The 18,572-nt window shown below is 71.3% G+C and carries 17 protein-coding genes; 6 read left to right on the forward strand and 11 right to left on the reverse strand.

Translation table 11 applies throughout. The features are described 5' to 3' along the window. Window positions 1–58: 58 nt before the first annotated feature. Both WAT24_RS02735 and cydB read left to right on the forward strand, forming a co-directional pair. Complete coding sequence (locus WAT24_RS02735) at window positions 59–1,462, forward strand: cytochrome ubiquinol oxidase subunit I (RefSeq protein ID WP_336806284.1); 1,404 nt, start codon at window positions 59–61, stop codon at window positions 1,460–1,462. A 2-nt stretch (window positions 1,463–1,464) separates the two neighbouring features. Next, window positions 1,465–2,475: a cytochrome d ubiquinol oxidase subunit II gene (gene cydB / locus WAT24_RS02740; RefSeq protein WP_336806373.1), complete on the forward strand. Its 1,011-nt coding sequence runs from the start codon at window positions 1,465–1,467 to the stop codon at window positions 2,473–2,475. Between the two features lie 84 nt (window positions 2,476–2,559). On the opposite strand, the gene pepQ is transcribed toward cydB, so the two are convergent. From pepQ to rph, 8 genes are all read right to left on the reverse strand, one after another. Next, entirely contained in the window at window positions 2,560–3,885 is a 1,326-nt protein-coding gene (pepQ, locus tag WAT24_RS02745; protein ID WP_336806285.1) for a Xaa-Pro dipeptidase, read from the reverse strand. A 93-nt stretch (window positions 3,886–3,978) separates the two neighbouring features. Further along, window positions 3,979–4,326 carry a PilZ domain-containing protein gene (locus tag WAT24_RS02750; protein WP_336806286.1) on the reverse strand — a complete coding sequence of 116 codons (348 nt, stop codon included), beginning with the start codon at window positions 4,324–4,326 and terminating at the stop codon, window positions 3,979–3,981. After that, the gene (locus tag WAT24_RS02755; RefSeq protein ID WP_336806287.1) at window positions 4,323–6,446 is read right to left on the reverse strand and encodes a DUF1631 family protein; all 2,124 of its coding nucleotides are present in this window, start codon (window positions 6,444–6,446) and stop codon (window positions 4,323–4,325) included. The genes WAT24_RS02750 and WAT24_RS02755 overlap by 4 nt, the downstream gene beginning before the upstream one ends. Window positions 6,447–6,517: 71 nt before the next feature. Then, complete coding sequence (locus WAT24_RS02760; RefSeq protein ID WP_336806288.1) at window positions 6,518–6,868, reverse strand: PilZ domain-containing protein; 351 nt, start codon at window positions 6,866–6,868, stop codon at window positions 6,518–6,520. Beyond that, a complete protein-coding gene (locus WAT24_RS02765) occupies window positions 6,865–9,084 on the reverse strand; it encodes a DUF1631 family protein (RefSeq protein ID WP_336806289.1) in 2,220 nt (739 codons plus the stop codon). Before WAT24_RS02765 ends, WAT24_RS02760 begins: the two co-directional genes overlap by 4 nt. Window positions 9,085–9,186: 102 nt before the next feature. Beyond that, the gene (hemW, locus tag WAT24_RS02770; RefSeq protein WP_336806290.1) at window positions 9,187–10,350 is read right to left on the reverse strand and encodes a radical SAM family heme chaperone HemW; all 1,164 of its coding nucleotides are present in this window, start codon (window positions 10,348–10,350) and stop codon (window positions 9,187–9,189) included. After that, entirely contained in the window at window positions 10,347–10,949 is a 603-nt protein-coding gene (gene rdgB / locus WAT24_RS02775; RefSeq protein WP_336806291.1) for an RdgB/HAM1 family non-canonical purine NTP pyrophosphatase, read from the reverse strand. The genes hemW and rdgB overlap by 4 nt, the downstream gene beginning before the upstream one ends. A gap of 2 nt (window positions 10,950–10,951) precedes the next feature. After that, the gene (gene rph / locus WAT24_RS02780; protein WP_336806292.1) at window positions 10,952–11,680 is read right to left on the reverse strand and encodes a ribonuclease PH; all 729 of its coding nucleotides are present in this window, start codon (window positions 11,678–11,680) and stop codon (window positions 10,952–10,954) included. 77 nt (window positions 11,681–11,757) lie between these two features. Here rph and WAT24_RS02785 point away from each other — a divergent pair, with 77 nt between their 5' ends. Further along, window positions 11,758–12,621: a YicC/YloC family endoribonuclease gene (locus WAT24_RS02785; RefSeq protein ID WP_336806293.1), complete on the forward strand. Its 864-nt coding sequence runs from the start codon at window positions 11,758–11,760 to the stop codon at window positions 12,619–12,621. Between the two features lie 106 nt (window positions 12,622–12,727). On the opposite strand, the gene WAT24_RS02790 is transcribed toward WAT24_RS02785, so the two are convergent. Together WAT24_RS02790 and WAT24_RS02795 are read right to left on the reverse strand one after the other, a co-directional pair. Next, entirely contained in the window at window positions 12,728–13,234 is a 507-nt protein-coding gene (locus tag WAT24_RS02790) for a 2'-5' RNA ligase family protein (protein WP_336806294.1), read from the reverse strand. Further along, the gene (locus tag WAT24_RS02795; protein WP_336806295.1) at window positions 13,203–13,496 is read right to left on the reverse strand and encodes a hypothetical protein; all 294 of its coding nucleotides are present in this window, start codon (window positions 13,494–13,496) and stop codon (window positions 13,203–13,205) included. The genes WAT24_RS02790 and WAT24_RS02795 overlap by 32 nt, the downstream gene beginning before the upstream one ends. On the opposite strand from WAT24_RS02795, the gene WAT24_RS02800 reads away from it, so the two are divergent. Continuing rightward, the gene (locus WAT24_RS02800; protein WP_336806296.1) at window positions 13,495–15,306 is read left to right on the forward strand and encodes a sensor histidine kinase; all 1,812 of its coding nucleotides are present in this window, start codon (window positions 13,495–13,497) and stop codon (window positions 15,304–15,306) included. The genes WAT24_RS02795 and WAT24_RS02800 overlap by 2 nt on opposite strands. Before the next feature lie 140 nt (window positions 15,307–15,446). Here WAT24_RS02800 and WAT24_RS02805 read toward each other — a convergent pair whose 3' ends face one another. Beyond that, the gene (locus WAT24_RS02805) at window positions 15,447–16,025 is read right to left on the reverse strand and encodes a TetR/AcrR family transcriptional regulator (protein WP_336806297.1); all 579 of its coding nucleotides are present in this window, start codon (window positions 16,023–16,025) and stop codon (window positions 15,447–15,449) included. Window positions 16,026–16,602: 577 nt separating this feature from the next. On the opposite strand from WAT24_RS02805, the gene WAT24_RS02810 reads away from it, so the two are divergent. Together WAT24_RS02810 and WAT24_RS02815 are read left to right on the forward strand one after the other, a co-directional pair. Further along, window positions 16,603–17,265 (forward strand): glutathione S-transferase family protein, encoded by a 663-nt coding sequence (locus WAT24_RS02810; protein ID WP_336806298.1) that lies wholly within the window; start codon window positions 16,603–16,605, stop codon window positions 17,263–17,265. A gap of 118 nt (window positions 17,266–17,383) precedes the next feature. Further along, window positions 17,384–18,553 carry an FAD-dependent oxidoreductase gene (locus tag WAT24_RS02815; RefSeq protein WP_336806299.1) on the forward strand — a complete coding sequence of 390 codons (1,170 nt, stop codon included), beginning with the start codon at window positions 17,384–17,386 and terminating at the stop codon, window positions 18,551–18,553. Window positions 18,554–18,572 lie beyond the last annotated feature (19 nt).

Raw genomic sequence — 18,572 nt, forward strand, 5'->3', positions numbered from 1 at the left:
TGGCCGTCACGTACCCGGCGTCTATAGTCGGCGGCGCACTTCCCGCCGGGAGAAAGGCATGCCGACCGCGGAGTTCCTCTCGCGCCTGCAGTTCGCGTGGGTGATGTCCTTCCACATCCTGTTTCCCGCCTTCACCATCGGGCTGGCGGCGTGGCTGGCCTTCATCGAGGGCGTGTGGCTGGTCAAGCGCAACGACCTGTGGCGTGACCTGTACTTCTTCTGGCTGAAGATCTTCGCGGTCGCCTTCGGCATGGGTGTGGTGTCGGGCATCGTGATGAGCTTCCAGTTCGGTACCAACTGGGCCGGCTTCTCGATCGTCGCCGGCAACGTGGTGGGACCGCTGCTCAACTACGAGGTGCTGACCGCCTTCTTCCTGGAGGCCACCTTCCTCGGCGTGATGCTGTTCGGCTGGAAGCGGGTCAGCGACGGCATGCATTTCCTGGCCACCTGCATGGTCTCGTTGGGCACGCTGATCTCCTCGTTCTGGATCATGTCGGCCAACAGCTGGATGCAGACGCCCGCCGGCTACGCCATTCGCGACGGCGTGTTCTACCCGGTCGACTGGTGGCAGGTGATCTTCAACCCCTCGTTCCTGGTGCGCCTGCCGCACATGGTGCTCGCGGCGTTCATCTCGACCGCGATGGTGGTGGGCGGCGTCTCGGCGATCTACCTGCTCAAGGGGCGCTTCCCCGACCGTGCCGGCGCCATGCTGAAGCTGGCACTCGCCTTCCTCGCCATCGTCATCCCGGTGCAGATCGTGATCGGCGACATGGCGGGCCTGAAGGTGCGCGAGTACCAGCCGGCCAAGCTCGCCGCGATCGAGGCACGCTGGAACACCGAGCGCGGCGTACCGCTGGCGCTGTTCGCCTGGCCGGACGAACAGGCCGAGGCCAACCGCTACGCGGTGGAGGTGCCGCGCCTGGGTAGCCTGATCCTGACCCACTCGTGGGACGGCGAGGTCAGGGGCCTCAAGGACTTCCCGCGCGACGAGCGCCCGCCGGTGGCACTGCCGTTCTTCGCCTTCCGCGTGATGGTGGGCCTGGGGCTGCTGATGCTGGCACTGGCGCTGGTCGGCCTGTGGCGCTGGAGGCGCGGCACCCTGTTCGCCGGGCGGTGGTACCTCCAGGCCTGGGTGGCGATGATCCCGTCGGGCTTCGTCGCCCTGCTGACCGGCTGGTGGGTGGCCGAGGTGGGCCGCCAGCCGTGGGTGGTGCAGGGCCTGATGCGTACCTCGGAGGCGGCGACGAAGCTTCCGGCCTCCAGCGTGCTGGCCTCGCTGGTCACCTTCGTGGTGGTGTACGTAGGGATCTTCGGGGCCGGCATCTGGTATCTGTTCAAGCTGTTCCGCGACGGGCCACTGCCGGCGCCGCAGCGCACTGCGCCGCCCACGCCGGTGCACGGCAGCCACCACCGCACGCCGGCGCGGCCGCTGTCGGCGCCGGACGACCCGATGGGGCAATGACCATGGACTGGGCCAGCATCCTTCCGGTGGTGTGGTTCTTCATCATCGGCTTCGCGGTGATCATGTACGTGCTGCTGGACGGCTTCGTGCTGGGCCTGGGCATCCTGCTGCCGTTCGCCGACGACGAGCACCAGCGCGACCACATGATGAACACCGCCGCGCCGATCTGGGACGGCAACGAGACCTGGCTGGTGCTCGGCGGCGCCGGGCTGCTGGCCACCTTCCCCAAGGCCTATGCGATCGTGCTGTCGGCGCTGTACCTGCCGATCCTGGTGATGCTGATCGCGCTGATCTTCCGCGGCGTGGCGTTCGAGTTCCGCTTCAAGGCGCACAGCTCGCGCTGGCTCTGGGGCGTGGCCTTCAGCGTGGGCTCGCTGCTCACCGCCTTCGCGCAGGGCCTGATCCTGGGCGCGCTGGTGGAGGGCATGCCGCTCACCGGCGGCAAGTACGTGCAGGGCGTGTTCGGCTGGTTCAGCCCGTTCGCGGTGATGACCGGCATCGCCGTGGTGTTCGGCTATGCCCTGCTGGGCGCGACCTGGCTGATCCTCAAGACCGAGGGGCGGCTGCAGCGCATCGCCTTCGACCTCACCCGGCCGCTGATGCTGGCGGTGATCAGCTTCATGCTGATCGTGAGCGCGTGGTTGCCGTTCCTCGACTCGCAGCTGATGGAGCGCTGGTTCACCGGCACGCATTTCCTCTACCTGTCGCCGGTGCCGATCCTGACCACGCTCAATGCCGTGCTGCTGTGGCGGGCCGTGCTGAAGAACCGCGAGGTGCAGCCGTTCGTGCTCGCGCTGTGCTTCTTCGCGCTGGGCTTCCTCGGCCTGGTGGCGGGCATGTGGCCGAACATCGTGCCGCCGTCGCTGAGCATCTGGGAGGCCGCCTCGCCGGCGACCTCGCAGGGCTTCGTGCTGGTCGGCGCGGTGTTCCTGATCCCGGCGGTGCTGGGCTACACGGTGTATTCGTATCGCGTGTTCCGCGGCAAGGTGGCGGCGGACGAGGGGTATCACTGAGGCGCGGACGCTCGCCGCCGACACGCCCTGCTTCCCGCGATGCGGCGCCGCTGCCGCCGCCGGTGCGGCGGCAGCGGTGAGGGCTCACGTCGCCAGTCGGGCGAAGGCGTCGCGGGTGAGGTTCTCCGGCGCGCCCTCGGTGCACGCCACGTCGTCCTCGATGCGGATGCCGCCATAGGGGAGCAAGGCCTCGACCCGGGCCCAGTCCACGTGCTTCGCGGCCGGGTTGGCGCGCAGTTCGTCCAGCAGCATGTCGATGAAGTACAGACCCGGCTCGATGGTCACCACCATGCCCGGCTCCAGCACGCGGGTCATGCGCAGGTAGGGGTGGCCCTCGGGGCGCGGGATGCTGCCGCCGCGCTCGTTCTGCTGGAAACCGGCCACGTCGTGCACCTGCACGCCGATCGGGTGGCCCAGGCCGTGCGGGAAGAACGCGGAGGTGACGCCGCTGGCGACCGCCTCTTCCTCGCCCATGCGGACGATGCCGTGCTCGCGCAGCACGCCGGCCAGCACGTGGTGGGCGTGGATGTGCAGCTCGGGGTAGCTCTGGCCGGGACGCACCTGGGCGGCGAAGCCGCGCTGGGCCGCGTCGACGCTGTCGATGAGCGCCTGGAACTCGTCCGCGCCGGCGGCGGCGTAGGTGCGGGTGATGTCGCTGGCATAGCCGGCGCAGCTGGCGCCTGCGTCGATCAGGAAGGAGCGATGCGCCGCCGGCGGCTCGCGGTCGAAGCGGGTGTAGTGCAGCACCGCGCCGTGTTCGTTGAGGGCCACGATGCTGGCGTAGGGCAGCTCCGCATCGATCTGGCGCGCGGCGGCGAGGTAGGCCATGTGGATGCCGAACTCGCTTTCGCCGTTGCGGAAGGCCGCCTCGGCCGCGCGGTGGGCGCGTGCGCCGATGCGGTTGGCTTCGCGCATCAGCGCCAGCTCGTAGGGCGTCTTGTAGGAGCGGTGCCAGTGCAGGTAGTCCAGCACCGCCTGCGGGTTGTTCGCCTGCACCCCGTCGACGGCGGGGCAGGCCGGACCGACCACCGCGTTGCGGCCATCCTTGGGCAGGGCCGCCACCGCTTCGTCCGCGCTGCGCACGATCTGGACCTCGAAGTGCTCGACCCAGTAGCCGCCCGGCGCCGCCGGCACCACGTGCCAGTAGTCGCGCGGCTGCACGAACACCAGCCTGGGCCGCGCGCCCGGTGCGTACACCAGCCAGCTCCCCGGCGTGTCGGTCAGTGGCAACCAGTGGCGGAAGTGCGGGTTGGCGACGAAAGGGTAGTCCTGGTCGTCGAGGAACTTGCGCAGCGGCGTGCCCGCGGGGATCAGCAACCGGTCGAAGCCGCCCAGGGCGAGCGCCTCGTCGGTGCGGCGGCGGAGAGTGGCCAGGTGCTGGGCGTAGAGCGGGGCGAGGTGGTCGGTCATGCGGATTCCTTGCAGGTCAGCCGTGCGGGCGGACACGCCCGCACGGTGGGGAACCGTCATGATCGCGCGAAGGCCGGCCGCGGGCCAGCCGGGTCAGTCCGGCAGCTCGAGCCAGCGTTGCAGCTCGGCCGCGGCGTCGTCGGCGATGGCGATGATGCGGTAGCCGGCCCAGACCTGGCCCGGCGTGGCCGCCACCTCGTGCCATTGCTCCTGCACGCCGACCTCGATCATCGCCGCGGGCGTGCCCAGCCCGGGCAACGGCAGGCGCAGCTGGTAGATCGCCTCGCTGCGCGGCGCCTCGGTGCCGATCAGCAGCATGCCGCTGGCCGACAGGTTGCCCAGTTGCCCCATGCGGCGGCCGCTCATCGCATCGATCACATCGGCGGCGATGTTGACCGGCTTGCGGTGGGCGCGGCGGCTTTCCTGGGGGTTCTGCATCATGGACGGACTCCGGGCACGGGAGCGGCCTGGCGCAGGCTGTCGGTCAGCGCGCGCCAGGCACGGTCGAGCTCGGTCTCGTTAACGGCAGGCACTTCGCGGACTTGACCCGCGGCGATCGCCCGCGCCAGGTCGCCCAGGCTCAGTTCCTCGGCGCGCTGCCCCTGGCGGGTGACGAACAGGCCGCGCGCGGCACGGGCGGAATACCAGGCCAGCTTGCGGCGGACCCGGCTGCCGTCCCCTTCGGTGAACTCGAACCATCCGCCGGCCTGCTGGCTCAGGCGCTGGTGCAGCCGCAGCGCCTCGGCGGTGAGTGGTGGCGCCACGGGTGCGGGCGCGGGCGCCGCCATCGTCGCGCGGCGCTGCTTCAGGCGCATGGCCAGCCCGTTCAACCCGGGCGCATCGGCCTCCTGCAACGCGCCGGCGCCGATCAGCCGCTGCGCGATCCCCGTGGCCTCCTCGCCGTGCATGCCGATCTGCGCCAGGCCCGCTTCCACTTCGGCGGTGAGCGCGTCCAGATTGCCGGGCGGCAGGCGCCCCAGCAGTTGGTCGGTGATTACCAGGCGCCGGGCGAAGGTCTCGCTCTGCTCGCCGTGGCGCAGCAGCGTGAGCGCCAGTACGTCCGCCCACGCGTGCTCGAGCAGCGTGCGCAGCGCGGCGTTCGGCGGCGCCTTGGCGAGCAGGCCGGCGAGCACGTCGTTGGCGCGCTGGCGGGCCTGTTCCAGGCGCTCGCGGCCCTGCATCGCCTCCACGTGGCGACGCTCGGTCGCCTGCGCCTTGCGTTGCAGCTGCGCGAGCTGGCGCTCGAGTTCGGCCAGCAGCTCGGCGTGCAGCGCGGCCAGCGGCGGCTCGCGGTCGAGCCGCTCCAGCATCTGTTCCAGCGGGGCGACCAGGCCGCCGTCGCTGTCGGCGAGCCAGTCCCGGGCAGCTTCGAGCAGTTGCTCCAGCAGCAGGCGCGCCGGGTGCTCGCGGCGGTCGAAGAACGCCGGATCGGCCACCGCCGCGCGCAGCATGGGCAGCTCCAGCCGGTCCAGCAGGGGATAGGCCGGGCCGGCGGGCGCCAGCTGGCGGCGCAGCATCTCGAACAGGCGCACGACGAGTTCCAGTGCGTCGTCCGCGTCGGGGCCGGGGCGGATCGGAATGGCGTCGAGCGGCTGGCCGAGGTTCAACTGGTCCACCAGCGCCTCGCGCAACCGCTGCGCATGGCGCAGCAGGCCTGATTCGGCCAGGCGGTTGCGTTGCGCCTGCAGGGCGGCCAGTGCGGCCTGCAATTCTTCCGTGCTGGCGAAGCGCGCGTGTGCGGTGACCGGGCGCGGACCCCGCTGGTGCGCGAGCAGCTCACGCAGCCCGCCGGAGCCGGCCGGCGTCGCCGGCTCCGGGATCGGCGCCGGCGGCAGCGGCTGTTGTCGCCGCGGCTTGCGCGGGGTGCGCGGCAATGGAAAGGGCCGCAACCGCGGCAGGATGCCCGCGCCGGCGAGATGGCTGTTGATCATCTGGTGCAAGGGCGTCAGGCCCTGCATCAGCTTGCCTTCCAGCGCCTGCAGCAGAAGCAGGTGGTGCTCGATCGGCAGGCCCAGTGCTGCGCTGGAATCGCGGAAGGCCTTGGCCATCGCCTGCGGGCCCAGCGGCATCGCCTCGCCCTCCAGCGGCGGCACGCCGACCAGCACGGCCAGGCGGTAGCTGAGCTCGACCAGCAGCGGGCCGCCCCGGGCCTCGCTGCGCGCGACCAGTTGGTCCAGTGCTGCGGTCATCTCGTGCTCGAGCGGATCGAGCAGGCTCAGGGTCAGGCGGGCCGCAGGCGCCTTCGTAGCGGCCGGCTGCGCGCCGAGTTCGAGCAGGGCCCGGTCAATGCAGGCGACGAAGCGTTCCTCGAACGCCTGGCGCTCGAGCACCAGGCGCTGGCGGGTGGCCTGGTAGCGCTGCTGGTCGATGTGGCTGCGGGCCTGCGCCGCGTGTTCGTGCAGCACGCGGTCGAATTCGATCAGGCACTGGCGCAACGGCTCGGCCAGCCACGCCTGGCACAGGCTGCGGATCTCGTCGATCAGCCGCCGTGTCCGCGCCGGCCAGTGTGCCGGTGCGGCGGCCGTGGTCGGACGATGCCGGTCCGGTTGTTCGACATCCATGGGAAGCCTTGCCGTTCCACGATGGTCCTGAGTCTATGCCGATGACGCAGGCGCGTCACCGTGGCGCCGCATCAGGCCCGTTGCAGCCACTGCACCAGCGCGACCGCATCCTCGGGGGCGATCGAGATGATGCGGTACCCGACCCAGATCTGGCCGGGGCTGGCGGCAGGCTGTTGCCACTGCTCCTGCAGGCCGATCTCGATGGTGCTGGCGCCCCCCGGCGCGCCGGCCAACGGCAGGCGCACCTGGAACACTGCTTCGCTGTGCGGCCGCTCGCCGGTCAGCAGCAGCACGCCGCTGGCCGACAGGTTGCACAGGTAACCCAGCGGACGTGCATTGATCGTGTCGGTGACCAGCGGGGAACTCGCCGTGCGCTTGCGTGGCGCGCGGCGTTGCTCCAGCGGGATGACCTGACCGGTCATGGGTGGGCAGGCGCCCGCTGCAGGCTGCCGGTGAGGGCGCGCAAGGCCCGGTCGAGCAGGTTCTCGCGCGGCGCGGACAGTTCGCGCACACGGCCGGCAGCCATGGCGGCGGCCAGCTCGCGCAGGTTCATCTCGGCCACCCGCTGGCCGCGCCGGTTGACGAACAGGCTGTTGCCCGACAGCGGCGAGAACCAGGCCAGCTTGCGCCGCGTCGTCGTCCCGGTGGCCGGATCGACGAACTCGAACCAGCTGCCGTAGGGGAGCTGGCGCAGCCGGTTGTGGATGCGCGCCTCCTGCGGGCCGAGCGGCGGCTCGGGAGGCGTCGCAGCGGGTTGTGCCGGTCCGCCGCGCTGCTCGCCCAGTCGCTGGCGCTGCTTCAGTCGCAGGGCGAGGTCGGTGGCGCTGGGCGGTCCGGCGGCGGCGCCCGGCACGGGAAGATCGGCGAGGGTGGCGGCTGCCGCTGGCGACGCGTTGCGGGTGGACTCGGGCTCGGCGGCGCCTCCGATGAGCCGTTGCGCAACCTGCTCGGCCTCCTCGGCCTGCATGCCGATCTGCTGCAGGTGATCCTCCACCGCCAGGCGCAGGCGCAGCGGATCCTCGACCGGCAGGCGGCCGAGCAACTGGTCGGTCAGCCGCAACCGCTCCGCGAAGGCCTCGCTGTCCTCACCGTGGCGCAGCAGCGCCAGCGCGAGAACGTCCGACCAGGCGCGGTCGAGCAGCGCGCGCAACAGGCCACGCGGGGTGCTCTCCACGAAGCGCGCGGCCAGCACTTCGGCGGCACGCTGGCGCGCCTGGTGCAGGCGCTCGCGGCCCTGGGCCGCCTCCACCTGGCGGCGCTCGGTCACCTGCGCCTTGCGGTTGAGCTGGGCGAGCTGGTGGCGGATGTCGGCCAGCAGGCTGGTGTAGAGGCCGGCGCTGGGTGGCTCGCGCTGCGCGCGGGCCACCAGTCGGCCGAGCTGGGCGGCAAGGTCGGGATCGATGCCGTTGCCGTCGCCCCAGTCGCGGCTGGCTTCCGCCAGCGTGCCGAGCAGGTGGCGGGCCGGGTGCTCCGCCTGTTCGAAGAAACCACGGTCGGCCATCGCCACGCGCAGGATCGGCACTTGCAGCTCGCCCAGCAACGCGGTGCTGCCCGGCCCTTGCTGGAGTTGCTGCGCCAGCTGCTCGAACAGGCGCGCCACCAGTTCCACCGTGTCGTCCTGCTCGGGGCTGAGGGCGGTACGCGCGGCGCCGGCGGGCTTGCCCGCATTGAGGTGGGCGAGCAGTTCCTCGCGCAGGCGCTGCGCGCTGCGCAGTTCGCGGCTGGCGCGGTCGGTCACCTGGGCCAGGTGGCGTTGCAGGGCGCCGAGCGCAGCCTCCAGTTCGCCGGGCGTGGCGGCGGCACCGGCGGGCGTGTGGTTCGCCCCACCCCGCTGGCGTGCGAGCAGGTCGCGCAGGCTCTCCAGTACGGTGATCGGTTCGTTGCGCGGCGCGGGCACGGTGGTCGCCGTTTCCACGGGCGGGGGCGCCTTGATCGAAGGCGGTGCCGGCGGCGCGTGCGCCGGCCGGGCGCCGGCAAAGGCGCGCAGGTGCGGCAGCACGCCGTCGGCCAGGAGATGGGCGTTGATCGCCTCGTACAGGGGCAGGAGAGTGTCGGCGAGCTTGCGTTCGAGCGCCTGTACCAGCTGCACCTGGTGTTCCGGCGGCAGGTCCAGTACCGGCAGGGCCCGGCGCACCGCGGCGGCCAGGTTGCGCGGCGAGGTGGGCAGCGCCGCGCCTTCCAGCGGCGGCGCGCCCACCAGCACGGCCAGGCGGTAGGACAACTCGGCCAGCAGCGGGCCGGTGTGGACTTCCCCGCGCGAGACCAGTTGTTCGGCGGCGGCGGTCAGTTCGTGCTCGTCGCGGGCGAGCAGGCTCAACGCCTGCGGTGCTCCCGCCGGGTCCGGCGGCTCGGGGCCTTCGCCCATGCGCCCGAAACTCTCGGCCACGTGCTCCAGCGCCTGCCGCAGGAACGCGGCCCGGCCGCGACGCAGCAGGCCGCGGCTGTCGAAGCAGCGCTGCTGTTCGAGGTGGCCGCGCGAGCGCTCGGCCTGCTGGTAGAGGCCGTCGTCGAGGGCATCCAGCCCCTCCAGCAGGACCCGCTCCAGCCGCGCCGCGCACAGCGCGCGCAGCTCGGTGACCAGGCGCTGCACCCGCGCGGGCCAGCGGTCAAAGGCGGACCGCTCATCCGATCCGGGCATGGCCGCGAGGTGCTGCCTTTGCTCGACATCCATGACGCAGTTCTCGGAATTTTGACGCGGGCCAGTGTATGCGCCCGGCGCCTGGGCCGCCATAGGCCGAGCTCAGTCCAGGAACAGGCCGATCAGGTCGTTGAGGAAGCGCTGGCCCAGCGGCGAGGGCTGCAGCCGGTCCGGCGCCTCCAGCAGCCAGCCGCGGTCGCGTGCGCGGGCCAGGGCGGGAGCGATGCGTTCCACCGCCAGGCCGGTGCGTTCGCCGAACTGACGCAGCGGCACCCCGTCGTGCAGCCGCAGGGCGTTGAGCATGTACTCGAACGGCAGTTCGGCCGGCGCCACCGGGCCGTCGCCGCCCAGGCGCGCCGGACCGCCGGCGGCCTCCAGGTAGGTGCGCGGGTGGCGGCTCTTCCAGCGCCGGCGCACGGTGCCGGCGGCCGGGTCGGTCAGCTTGCCGTGCGCGCCGGCGCCGATCCCCAGGTAATCGCCGAACTCCCAGTAGTTGAGGTTGTGCCGGCAGCGCCGGCCCGGGCGCGCGTAGGCGGAGATCTCGTACTGGCCGTAGCCGGCCCGGGCCAGGCGGGCCTGGCAGGCCTCCTGCATCGCCCAGGCGTCGTCGTCGTCGGGCAGCGGCGGCGGGTTGGAGGCGAAGGCGGTGTTGGGCTCCAGCGTGAGCTGGTAGTGCGAGATGTGCGTGGGGGCAAGTGCGATCGCCCGTTCCACGTCCGCGAGCGCACCTTCCGGCGTCTGCTGCGGCAGCGCGTACATGAGGTCCAGGTTGAGGTTGTCGTAGCCGGCATCCTGCGCCGACTTCACTGCCGTCTCGGCCTCGGCGGCCGAGTGGATGCGCCCCAGTCGCCGCAGCTTGTCGTCGTCGAAACTCTGGATGCCGAAGGACAACCGGTTCACGCCCGCGGCCAGATAGTCGTCGAAACGGCCGTGTTCGACCGTGCCCGGATTGGTCTCCAGCGTGATCTCGCAATCCGCGACGAACGGCAGCCGCGCGCGGGCGCCGTCCAGGAAGCGCGCGACGTGCCCGGGCGCGAACAGGCTGGGCGTGCCGCCGCCGAAGAACACGCTGACGATCGGGCGCCCCTGCGCCGCCGCGCCGAAATCGGCGAGATCGGCATCGAGGTCGGCGAGCAGGGTGTCCACGTAGGCCGCATACGGCGGCTCGCCGCGCAGGCCGTGCGAATTGAAATCGCAGTACGGGCACTTCTTCACGCACCAGGGCATGTGCACGTACAGCGCCAGCGGCGGCGCGATCAGCGTCATGGCCGTGGCTGCGCGCCCAGTTGCTCCTGCAGGCGGGCCAGGGCCTGGCCGCGATGGCTCAGCCGGTTCTTCAGTGCCGGGGCGAGCTCGGCGGCCGACAGGGTCTGCCCGTCGGGCAGGAACAGAGGGTCGTAGCCGAAGCCGCCGTCGCCTCGTTCGGCTTCCAGGATGCGGCCGTGCCAGCGGCCTTCGGCGATCAGCGGCGCGGGATCGTCGGCGTGGTGCAGCAGCACCAGCACGCAGATGAAGAAGGCGCCGCGCTTCTCGGTCGGCACGCCGTCGAGCGCGCGCAGCAGCTTGGCGCGGTTGGCGGCGGCGTTGCCGTGGCCGCCGGCGTAGCGGGCCGAGTACAGCCCGGGCGCGCCGTCGAGCTGTTCCACGCACAGGCCCGAGTCGTCGGCCAGCGCCGGCAGTCGCGTGATGCGTGCCGCGTGGCGCGCCTTCAGCAGCGCGTTCTCGACGAAGGTGGTGCCGGTTTCCTCGATGTCGACCACGCCGAGGCTGCCCTGCGTGACCACCTCGAAACCGCTGCCGGCGAGCAGCGCGTCGAACTCGGCGAGCTTGCCCTGGTTGGCGCTGGCCAGTACGAGACGGCGCATGCTCAAGCCTCCGCCAGCGCCGCGCGCTGCGCCGCGACCAGTTCGCCGATACCCTTCTCGGCGAGGCGCAGCATGGCGTCCATTTCCTTGCGGCGGAAGGCGTGGCCCTCGGCGGTGCCTTGCACCTCGATGAAGCCGCCGCCGTCGTTCATCACCACGTTCATGTCGGTGTCGCAGGCCGAGTCTTCGAGGTAGTCCAGGTCCAGCACCGGCACGCCCTGGTAGATGCCCACCGACACCGCCGCCACCGCGCCGACGATCGGGTTGCGCTTGAGGTTCTCGCGTCGCATCAGGAAATTCACCGCATCGACCAGCGCCACGTAGGCGCCGGTGATCGCCGCCGTGCGGGTGCCGCCGTCGGCCTGGATCACGTCGCAGTCCAGCGTGATCACGCGTTCGCCGAGCGCCTGGCGGTTGACGCAGGCGCGCAGCGATCGGCCGATCAGCCGCTGGATCTCCAGCGTGCGGCCGCCCTGGCTGCCGCGGGTCGCTTCGCGCTGGGTGCGTGTACCGGTGGCGCGCGGCAGCATGCCGTACTCGGCGGTCACCCAGCCTTCGCCCTTGCCGCGCAGCCACGGCGGCACACGGTCCTCGATACTGGCGGTGCACAGCACGCGGGTGTCGCCGAAGCTCACCAGCACCGAACCTTCGGCGTGGCGGGTGTAGTGGCGCTGCAGCGTCACCGGACGCAGCTGGTCGCTGGCGCGGCCGCTCGGGCGGGTCATGGTCATGCGAGGGCCTGGGTTGGGCAAGGCGGGATGCGAAAGTTTACCATTGCCGCTTCCCCACCGACCGCAAGGCTCGACGCATGATCCGCAGCATGACGGCCTACGCCAGCGCCGAAACCCAGGGCCCTGCCGGCACGCTCAGCTGCGAGCTGCGCACCGTCAACCACCGCTACCTGGAACTGAGCCCGCGTCTGCCGGACGAGCTGCGCGGCTTCGAGTCGGCGTTGCGCGAGCGCGTGGCGGCCCGGCTCTCGCGCGGCAAGGTGGATCTGACCGTGCGCCTGCGCGGCGTGGACTCGCGCGCCGACTCGCTGGAGGTGGACGAGGTGACGCTCAGCCGCCTGGCGGCGCTCAACCGCGAGCTGTCCGGCCGCTTCCCCGGCCTGCAGGTGCAGCTGACCGAGCTGCTGCGCTTCCCCGGCGTGCTGCGCCAGGCCGAGGCCGACCCGGAGGCGCAGCAGGCGGCGCTGTTCGAGGTGCTCGAGCGGGCGCTGGACGCACTCGCCGCCACCCGCGAGCGCGAGGGCGAGAAACTGGCGGCGATCCTGCGCGAGAAGCTCGACGCCATCGAACGGATCGTCGCCCGGGTGCGCGAGTGGATGCCGGACATCCGCGCCGCCCTTCGCGCACGCCTGGAGGCGCGCCTGGCCGACCTCAAGCAGCCCGCGGATCCCGGCCGGCTCGAGCAGGAACTGGTGCTGCAGGTCACCCGCAGCGACGTCGACGAGGAGCTCGACCGGCTCGCCACCCACGTCACCGAGACGCGCCGTGTGCTCGGCCTGGCCGAACCGGTCGGGCGCCGGCTGGACTTCCTCATGCAGGAGTTCAACCGCGAAGCCAACACGCTCGGCTCCAAGTCGGTCGACGCGCGCACCACCAACGCCGCGGTGGAACTCAAGGTGCTGATCGAGCAGATGCGCGAGCAGGTGCAGAACATCGAGTAGTGCCGGGAAAACATGCCCCGCGGTTCTGTCGAGCGGCTGGGCCAAGCTGCAAATTTCCGGGGAACGGTTCGGACTCCTCTGCCGATGCGCCGGCGAGCAAGCGGCGCTATCCGAGTGGCAGCCTCAGCCGCGTGCGCCAAGGACCGCCCGTGCGCTCGAGCAAGGCCACCTCCCGGCAATGCGCGCTGATGGCGCCCCCGGACAACGCCGTCTCCAGTGCATCGAGCACCACGCCGTCGCCGCGCCGAACGTTGCGGGCGATCGACAGGTGGGGGATGTAGCGCGGGAACCTGTCTGCCGGCAGCCGCGGAGCGAAGACGCCCTCGATAGCGGCTCGCAAGGCGGCGAACGGCGCGGCGGGTTCGGGGTCGAGAAACACCGTTGCGGGAAATCGGGACACGCGCGCCAGCCTGTACCGGAAGCCGGGTACGGAAGCGGCTGCAGCGGCCAACTGCTCCAGGTCGCGCGTGCTCAGCTCGGCAAGCCGGAGAAACGGGTAACGGACCGTGATGTGCGCACCCAGGCCTCGGTGCGCGGCCGGGTCCCACCGCTCGCGCAGGGGGCCGACGACCGGATCGGCCTCAGGCGCCAGTACCGCCAGGAAGGCGGTCATCGGTATGCACCTCCCGGTACGCCTGCAGCGCGGCTTCGTGGTCGAAGTCGCCCTGGCCGTAAAAGCCGGCCACGTCGCAGAACTCGGCGAAGGCCTGCTCGCATGCCTTGCACCCGCATTCGCCGGTGCAGCGGGGCGGGCAACCTTCGACGCAGGTGCAGGGAAGCTCCCGGTCGGGGGCCGCCTCGATCTGCGCCCGATCGGGAAAGTAGCCCTGCGTGTGAGGGTAGCGACGCAGGCCTTCGGGCGTAGGCTCGGCCATGGCTGGATACTACGCCGCGTGCGCGAGCCGCGCAGATCAGTCCGCCAGTCGTGCCGACCGCCGCCGCAGCCATGCCCGGCAGGCGGCCCTTCCCCGCCCCGCAGGGGGAAGGCGCACCTCCGAGGGCTTCCACGCGTGTTTGTCGGCATCGGCTCGTGCAAGACGGCTTGCCTGCCGGCCCTCGGGTGGGGTGAGCACACCACGCGGCAGGCCGGCGTTCCGCCGTAACGCGGCGCGCACGTTTCCTTGGCCGCAGCTTCCCGGCGACGTATCAAAAATGACATCCGCATCCGCACGGAGCGGGCCGGTGGAACGGCTTTTGCAGGAAATGATCGACCTCATGCCGGTCGGCGTCTGGGTCGCCGATCGGACGGGCCGGCTCGTACGGATGAACCGTGCGGCGCGGCGCATCTGGCGCACCGAGGCGCACCCGGACGAGCTGGCGTCGTTGCGCGCGTGGCGGGTGGACTCGGGCGGGGAACTCGCGCCGGGCGACTGGGGCCTGCAGCGCGCCATCCGTGAGCGCAAGACGTCCGAGCAGTTGCTCCGCGCCCGGTGCCCGGACGGCAGCGAGCGCACCATCCTCAACACGGCCGCTCCCCTGAACGACGCCCAGGGCCGGCTGACCGGTGCGGTGGCGGTCGACGAGGATGTCACCGAACTCATCGCCGCGCGCGCGCTGAGCGAGAAACGCGGCCAGCTGCTGCAGACGGTCCTGGACCTGCTGCCGGTGGGCGTGTTGCGCTTCGACCCGACCGGGCAGATCGTCGAAGCCAATCCCGCTGCCCGCCGGCTGTGGGGCCTGGAGGACCAGGGGCCCCTGCCCGATCTTGCCGATTTCCGGGCCCGGGACGTGGCCACGGGCGAGCGGATCGTGCCGGGGGGATGGGCGTCCACGCTGGCGCTGCACCGGGGCGAAACGATACGGGACGAGCTGCTGGAGATCTGCGGCTTCAATGGCTCGAGTCGCACGATCTTCAACTCGGCGGCGCCGCTGTACCTGCACGAGCCGCGGCCGGTCGGCGCCGTCGCCGTCAACCAGGACGTCTCCTCGCTCTATCGTACCCAGCAGCAATTGCGCACGGCCGTGCGCGACCGGGAGCAGTTGCTGGCCTTCGTCGCCCACGACCTGCGCAATCCGCTGGCGGGGTTGATGCTGCTGGCCGGCTCCATCGAGCGGGCGGCGCAGGGCGGCATGGACCCGGCCGACATCCGGGCCTTGACGGGCAAGTTGCAGGAGCGCGTGCAAGGCCTGGCCGGCCTGGTCGACGATCTCCTGGCGATCAGTGCGGGCGGCCTGGCCGACGTGTCCATGCTCAACCTGCAGCAGGCGCGCCCGGAACAACTCGTCAGCGACGCGACCGAACAGGTCCAGGACCTGTTCGACGCCAGGGGCATCGACCTGGTCGTCCAGGTCGCCCACGGCCTGCCTGCGGTGATGGTCGACCGGCAGCGCCTGCAACGGGTCTGGAGCAACCTGCTGGACAACGCCCTCAAGCACACCGAACCGGGCGGCCGGGTCACGCTCGGCGCGACGGGCCATGCGGCGGTGGCCTTCTGCGTATCCAACAGCGGCCCGGCGCTTTCCGCCGGGCAGATGGGCGCGATGTTCCGGCCCTTCTGGCAGGCGCGACGCGACAAGCAGGGCGCGGGACTGGGCCTGTCGATCGCGCGGGCGATCGTCGAAGCCCATGGCGGCTCGATCTGGGCGGAGGCCGCCGAGGGCGAGCGCGTCTGCGTGAAGTTCGAGTTGCCTCGCATCGAACTGACGCGCTCGCCGCCGTCGCGACGGTCGAGGCATGCGGCCTAGCCTCCTTGGGCTCGCGGGCCTGAGCTGTTTTAGGAGCGAGCGTGCTCGCGACGCTTTTGTCCGTGCGACCAGAGCAAGACGTTGCGAGCAAGCTCGCTCCTACAGGCGCGTGACTGGCATGTGGGCGGTTGCCTGGGATGCTAGCCCCTGCCCGGCAGGGCGGCTGCCAGGTAGCGCTGGAACGTCGGTGCCAGTGCGGCGACGAGCCGTTCCGAAGGCATCGAAACCATCGGGCCCAGTGCCAGGATGTAGCGGGTCAGCGCCACGCCGAGGGCCTGGCTCGCCACCAGGCCGGCACGGATCGGTACGGCAGCCGGATCGGGCTCGACCTGGGAGATGGCCTTGGACAGTTGCCTGGCGAAGATCTCCTTGCAGCGCTGGGCGGCCTGCGGATTGCTCACGGCCGAGCGCAGCAGCGCCTTCAGGTTCGGGTCGTGCTCCCAGCGGTTCACGAAGTGGTCCGCCAGCACCCGGCCGAGTTTCGAGCGGGGCGCGGCGGCCAGGTCCGGAAGGCGCAGATCGAACTCGGCGGCGGTAGCGAACAGCTTTTCCTTGTTGCCGTAGTAGCGCATCACGAGCGCTGCATCGATGCCCGCCTGGGCGGCGATGCCACGGATGGTGGCCTTGTCGTAACCGTACTCGGCAAACTGCGCCCGCGCTGCCGCCAGGATGGCCTCACGGGTGGCGTCCGCGCGATTCTTTGGATGGCCCAGGGACATCCGCCGATCATACTTGGAAAGCGGGTACGTGCCCGTCGCCACGCGGGCTGCGCCGCGTGCGTGCGCTTCGCAGGACTGGCGTGTCGCTGACGCAGGTGCGGAGCGTCGGGTGCGTCAGCTGAGGTCCATGACGCCGGCCAGGGGGCGCGGCGTCCGCCTGGTGGCCTGCGACCTGCGGGTCAGCATCGCCCGCCATCCGCGGGCCGCGGGCTGCGGCTGGCCACTCGAAGGTTTGTCCCTGGCCCATGCCACCCGCTGTGGAGGGATCTGGCAGCGAAGTTGAAGCCACTGGAGGTGCAGTCGCGCCATGCGCAAGAGCCTCGGAGCGCGCGAATTCGGAGTCGCGCCCGGCAGCAGGCGCAGTCGGTCATTGCCGACAAGTAGCGTGCGCGTGGCCCGCATCGATGTCAACGTCCGTTGACGTTGCGACACGGATGGCCTTAGCCTGCTGCCCGCCGATCGGGAAGGGCAGCGGCACCTGGCGCAACGTCCGAGCGGTACCTTCCGGTCGCGAACGATGCACCCCCAGCCGCAGGCGCATCGCCCGATCACCGTTGCCGCATCACGCCAGACACCCATGAGCCAGGCTTTTCTGCATTTCGGCGCGCGACATGCGTCAGGGCGCGCCATGCGTGCATGGCTCGCCCTGCGTGAGGCCGGGTTCCCGTTCCAGGAGGTGGCTGCCGACTTGCGACAACCGCATGGCTCTCCCGACCCGCTCCCGATCGGTAGCCCGCACCCTGCCGTGACGGCCCCCTTGCTGGTAGTCGGCGAAACCGTGGTCTGCGGTGCGCCGGCGATCATGGCGTTCGCCAACGACTACGCCCGCGGGACACTGCTTCCGAAAGACGCCGGCCCACGTGCGGCGGCCCGCTCGATCATGGCCTGGCAGCACGCAAGCCCGACCTGCTGGCGACTCGCGTTCGAGAGCACTTTCGATCCGTGGACGCGTCCGCTGAACGGGGACGAGCGAAGCGAGGTCGCCCGCCTTTGTCGTGTGATCGAGCCCCTGCTCGCGGCATCCACAGGCCCGTTTCTCTTCGGGCCGGTGTCGCTGGCGGATCTCTCGCTCGCTCCGGCGGCGATCGGGCTACTCCGGCATGCCGACCTTTCCGATTGGCCGGCGACCGGTACGTGGATGGAAGAGCTCCTGTCCCACCCCCCGGTGGCCGCCTGGATCGGCGGACTGGACGCGCCGACGCGCCATCACGGGCCCACGCCTCCGGGTCGGGAACCGTGAAACGAACCGGGTCGAATCCCGTGCTCCGGCGATCTTGACGCCGCGTTGCGGCGGCTTTCCCGCAAAGTCAACGACCGTTGACATAGCCTCTTCCGGGTCATTCCGAACGGAGCCAGCCATGCAGATACCGGAACGTACCGAGGTGATGATCGTAGGGGCGGGCCCATGCGGCCTGGCCCTGGCCGGGTGCCTGGCGCAGCGCCGCATCGAGCACGTACTCATCGACCGGTTGCGCGAGCCGCGTGCGACGTCGCGGGCCGCCGCCGTTCAGGCGCGCACGCTGGAGGTGCTGGAGCCGCTGGGCGTTTCCCGGGAACTGATCCGTCGTGGCGTGCTTGCCGAGACGTTCGACATCTTCTCAGGCGACGAGCTGCGCACCCGCATTTCCTTCGCCGGCCTGGAAACCGCCTATCCCTTCGTGCTCTTGCTGCCGCAGGACCAGACCGAACGTGTCCTGGAAGAACGGCTCCGGGCGCTGGGGGGAGGCGTGCTGCGGGGATGCGAGGCCGCACGGCTGACGGACGATGACGCGGAGGGATACGCGCGGGTCGACGTGGACACCCCGGTCGGCCCCCGGACGATACGCGCGCGTTACGTGATCGGCGCGGACGGACTGCACAGCATGGTCCGCGCCAGCCTGGGCATCCGCTTCGACGAGGGCACGTACCCGCAGTCCTTCGTGCTCGGCGACGTCCGCCTGGATCGCGAGATCGGCCCTTATGCGCTGCGTCTGTCGCTGGCGGACCACGGCATCCTGCTCACCGCGCCTTTCGGCGACCGCCGCTACCGGCTGATCGGCGCCGTGCAGGCGCTACCCGGGCCGGTCGACGCCGGACTGCTGCAGGCGATGCTCGATGAACGCGCGCCAAGGGTCCATCGGGCCCGGATCGAGGCCGTGGCGTGGTCGTCGGGGTTTCGCGTGCACCACGGCGTGGCCGAGCACCTGAGGGCGGGCAACGTCTTCCTCGTGGGCGATGCGGCGCACGTCCACAGCCCGGCGGGCGGCCAGGGCATGAACAACGGCATCCAGGATGCCGTCCTGCTTGCCGACCTGCTGGCCCGGGTGCTGCGGTCCGGGTCCGCGCCGTCGGCGCTCGACGCCTATGAGGCGATGCGTCTGCCGCGGGCAAGGGAAGTGGTCGCCTTCACCGACCGCCTGACACGGGCGCTTTCGCTCGAGAGCACGCCTGCCAGGCACCTTCGCGACCGGCTGGTCGAGCTGCTGGGAACCGTCCCGGCCCTGCGGCATCTGCTCGCGAAGAACCTGGCCGAGCTCGACGAGCGCTGACAGGGGCCGCAGCGCCCGC

Source organism: Fulvimonas yonginensis (assembly GCF_037137055.1).
Lineage (GTDB): Bacteria > Pseudomonadota > Gammaproteobacteria > Xanthomonadales > Rhodanobacteraceae > Frateuria_A > Frateuria_A yonginensis.

Bases quoted from the DNA above. Each gene is read 5' to 3' on its own strand.
- WAT24_RS02735 (WP_336806284.1), top strand. From the start codon at position 59: ATGCCGACCGCGGAGTTCCTCTCGCGCCTGCAGTTCGCGTGGGTGATG.
- cydB (WP_336806373.1), top strand. From the start codon at position 1,465: ATGGACTGGGCCAGCATCCTTCCGGTGGTGTGGTTCTTCATCATCGGC.
- pepQ (WP_336806285.1), bottom strand. From the start codon at position 3,885: ATGACCGACCACCTCGCCCCGCTCTACGCCCAGCACCTGGCCACTCTC.
- WAT24_RS02750 (WP_336806286.1), bottom strand. From the start codon at position 4,326: ATGATGCAGAACCCCCAGGAAAGCCGCCGCGCCCACCGCAAGCCGGTC.
- WAT24_RS02755 (WP_336806287.1), bottom strand. From the start codon at position 6,446: ATGGATGTCGAACAACCGGACCGGCATCGTCCGACCACGGCCGCCGCA.
- WAT24_RS02760 (WP_336806288.1), bottom strand. From the start codon at position 6,868: ATGACCGGTCAGGTCATCCCGCTGGAGCAACGCCGCGCGCCACGCAAG.
- WAT24_RS02765 (WP_336806289.1), bottom strand. From the start codon at position 9,084: ATGCCCGGATCGGATGAGCGGTCCGCCTTTGACCGCTGGCCCGCGCGG.
- hemW (WP_336806290.1), bottom strand. From the start codon at position 10,350: ATGACGCTGATCGCGCCGCCGCTGGCGCTGTACGTGCACATGCCCTGG.
- rdgB (WP_336806291.1), bottom strand. From the start codon at position 10,949: ATGCGCCGTCTCGTACTGGCCAGCGCCAACCAGGGCAAGCTCGCCGAG.
- rph (WP_336806292.1), bottom strand. From the start codon at position 11,680: ATGACCATGACCCGCCCGAGCGGCCGCGCCAGCGACCAGCTGCGTCCG.
- WAT24_RS02785 (WP_336806293.1), top strand. From the start codon at position 11,758: ATGATCCGCAGCATGACGGCCTACGCCAGCGCCGAAACCCAGGGCCCT.
- WAT24_RS02790 (WP_336806294.1), bottom strand. From the start codon at position 13,234: ATGACCGCCTTCCTGGCGGTACTGGCGCCTGAGGCCGATCCGGTCGTC.
- WAT24_RS02800 (WP_336806296.1), top strand. From the start codon at position 13,495: ATGGCTGGATACTACGCCGCGTGCGCGAGCCGCGCAGATCAGTCCGCC.
- WAT24_RS02795 (WP_336806295.1), bottom strand. From the start codon at position 13,496: ATGGCCGAGCCTACGCCCGAAGGCCTGCGTCGCTACCCTCACACGCAG.
- WAT24_RS02805 (WP_336806297.1), bottom strand. From the start codon at position 16,025: ATGTCCCTGGGCCATCCAAAGAATCGCGCGGACGCCACCCGTGAGGCC.
- WAT24_RS02810 (WP_336806298.1), top strand. From the start codon at position 16,603: ATGAGCCAGGCTTTTCTGCATTTCGGCGCGCGACATGCGTCAGGGCGC.
- WAT24_RS02815 (WP_336806299.1), top strand. From the start codon at position 17,384: ATGCAGATACCGGAACGTACCGAGGTGATGATCGTAGGGGCGGGCCCA.